Genomic DNA, 2,619 nt, shown 5'->3' with positions numbered 1-2,619 from the left:
GAAGTTATATGGAGACCTGGAAAGCCTGCAGGTAGATCTGGACAACTGGTTGTGGCATTACAATAATGAGCGAACTCATCAGGGAAAAATGTGCTGCGGGCGTACGCCGATGGCCACTTTACTCGATGGAAAACGGATCTGTGCAGAAAAGAATCTGAACCAGATGTAATCTTACAGACACCTGTATAAATAATCGGTAACTGTCAGATCAGGTCTGAGCTAGTACAGCGAATCGATGATCGATCGCATGCGAATATGCAGCAGGCGCTCGCCACTGCTGTCAACGCGGTTAAGACGTACTCTGCTATGCCGCTTGGTATCCAGTTGGGCCACGCCGGACGCAAAGCATCCTCCGCAGTACCGTGGCAAGGACGGGCTCGCGTGAGCGAACAGCAAGGAGGCTGGCAACCTGTTGCTCCTTCCACCCTGCCTTATGATGACGATGAATCTTCACCAACGGCGATGACGACGCAGCAGATTGCGGATGTCATCACCGCTTTTGCCAATGCCGCTCAACGCGCCGATCGCATCGGGTTTGATGTGTTCGAAATTCATGCCGCACACGGCTATTTGCTGCATCAATTTCTGTCTCCGTTGTCGAATGTCCGTGACGATCTCTACGGCGGGGATTTGAATAACCGTATGCGTCTGGTACTTGAGGTGTTCCGCGCAGTGCGTGAGGTTGTTCCCGCCCACAAAGCCGTTGGCGTACGCATTTCTGCCACTGATGGTGTATAAGGCGGGTGGGATCTCGAGCAGTCTGTAGCGCTCAGCCATGCACTGCACGCTGCTGGCTGCGATTTTATGCATGTCTCAAGCGGCGGGCTCTATCCGGCACAGCGCATCCAGCCAGGTCCCAGTTATCAGATCTCCTATGCTGAACGCATCAAGCGTGAGGTGGGGATCACCGCCATCGCGGTTGGCCTTATCATAGAAGCCGAGCAGGTTGAAGGCATTGTGGCAACCGGTCAGGCGGATGCTATCGGTATTGCGCGCGCCATGCTCTATAACCCGCGCTGGCCGTGGCACGCTGCCGCACGACTGGGCGCGCAAGTATCAACGCCGCCGCAATTCTGGCGTAGTGAACAGCATCATATTAAAAACCTGTTTCAACATTAAGCAATCCTCCCCTCCCTAGCGCAAACGGGAGGTGTCTCTTCTACACAGACATCCCACCAAAGGTTAAACATCATTATTCGTCGATGCTAAGATAAAAGGCGGATATTGATTTTTGGAGTATTCCACATTGCCTTACGGCGGGTTAGCCTTCCTGTACCGGAACGCTTTCCCGCATCATTACGATAGCTGATGCACCGCACCACATTAGACACTATCATTTGGTGTGACTGATTTATTTTAACGACAAGCGCGGATGACTGCGCCTGCATTTTTTGATACTGGAACTCATGACACAACTCCCATCATTCACTCGTTCATTGTTACACCCTCGTTACTGGTTGACCTGGCTAGGGATCGCCATACTCTATCTTGTCGTGTTACTGCCTTACCCGGTTATTTATCGTCTCGGCACAGCGCTAGGCCGTATCGCCATGCGCGTTATGAAGCACCGCGTGCACATTGCAGAGCGCAATCTGGAACTTTGTTTTCCAGAGATGACAGAACAAGCGCGTGCCGCATTGGTGCGTAAAAACTTTGAATCCGTGGGCATGGGGCTGCTAGAAACCGGCATGGCCTGGTTTTGGCCCGACTGGCGCATCGCTCGCTGGTTTACCGTCACTGGCCTTGAGCATATACAACTACTGCGTGCAGAAAAACGCGGCATACTTCTGATTGGATTACATTTTCTTACGCTGGAACTGGGGGCACGCATTTTCGGCATGCATACCCCTGGGATCGGTGTTTATCGGCCCAATGAAAACAAACTGATTGACTGGTTGCAAACCTGGGGCCGCATGCGCTCAAATAAGACTATGTTGGATCGCAAAGATCTCAAGGGCATGATCCGTGCGCTCAAGCAGGGGGAGATTATTTGGTATGCCCCCGATCATGACTATGGCCCGCGCAGCAGCGTGTTTGTTCCCTTCTTTGCCATGGAGAGTGCTGCAACCACCAGCGGGAGTTATTTGTTGGCAAAAGTGGCTAAACCCACCATTGTGCCGTTTGTCCCTCGGCGTCGCGAGGAGGGGAAAGGCTATGAATTGATCATCCAGCCTGCTGAACTCAGCGTACCGTTAGATGATGAAGTCACAACAGCCGCCTGGATGAACGCGCTGGTAGAACAAAATGTGCTGCTGGCGCCCGATCAGTATATGTGGTTACACCGCCGCTTCAAAACGCGTCCTGAAGGCGAACCCGCGCTGTATTAAATGGTCGTGTATTCAATGAGTTGATGTAGCATAAAACGTTGTACTCGCGTTCGATGTAAGCACCGATGATCCTACCGTGCATTTCGGATGATTTTGAATATCCGAGCGTCTTACGATTGAGCCGTTGCAATCGGTTACGCAGTGTCAAATGTGCACGCTCAATACGCTGTGTATACAGCTTGCTAACAATGTGTTTTACTTTTGGAAGTTCGTCGTTGTAAGCCCTGTAGCCATCCGTGTTTGCATGACTGACGACGGTAACGCTGATGGCCACTTTTGCCATAACCGTGTT

General features: G+C 51.9%; 1 protein-coding gene and 3 pseudogenes. 3 read left to right on the top strand and 1 reads right to left on the bottom strand.

From position 1 onward, the window contains the following. The 3 genes and pseudogenes from QZ506_RS11755 to QZ506_RS11745 form a co-directional block, all read left to right on the top strand. Positions 1–169 (top strand): annotated as a pseudogene (locus QZ506_RS11755) (IS481 family transposase); the annotation flags it as partial. 89 nt (positions 170–258) lie between these two features. Next, positions 259–1,119, top strand: a pseudogene (locus QZ506_RS11750) (tRNA-dihydrouridine synthase); the annotation flags it as partial. A 287-nt stretch (positions 1,120–1,406) separates the two neighbouring features. Beyond that, positions 1,407–2,327, top strand: coding sequence for a Kdo(2)-lipid IV(A) acyltransferase (locus tag QZ506_RS11745; RefSeq protein ID WP_291971251.1), 921 nt, complete (start codon positions 1,407–1,409; stop codon positions 2,325–2,327). 31 nt (positions 2,328–2,358) lie between these two features. Here QZ506_RS11745 and QZ506_RS11740 read toward each other — a convergent pair. After that, positions 2,359–2,619: pseudogene (locus QZ506_RS11740) on the bottom strand (IS1 family transposase); the annotation flags it as partial.

The organism is Candidatus Symbiopectobacterium sp., assembly GCF_020054415.1.
Lineage (GTDB): Bacteria > Pseudomonadota > Gammaproteobacteria > Enterobacterales > Enterobacteriaceae > Symbiopectobacterium.
Note: the sequence above shows the minus strand (reverse complement) of the source record. Positions and strands in the feature narration are given on the sequence as shown.

Excerpts from the sequence above, each read along its gene's own strand:
- QZ506_RS11745 (WP_291971251.1), top strand. The coding sequence starts at position 1,407 with ATGACACAACTCCCATCATTCACTCGTTCATTGTTACACCCTCGTTAC.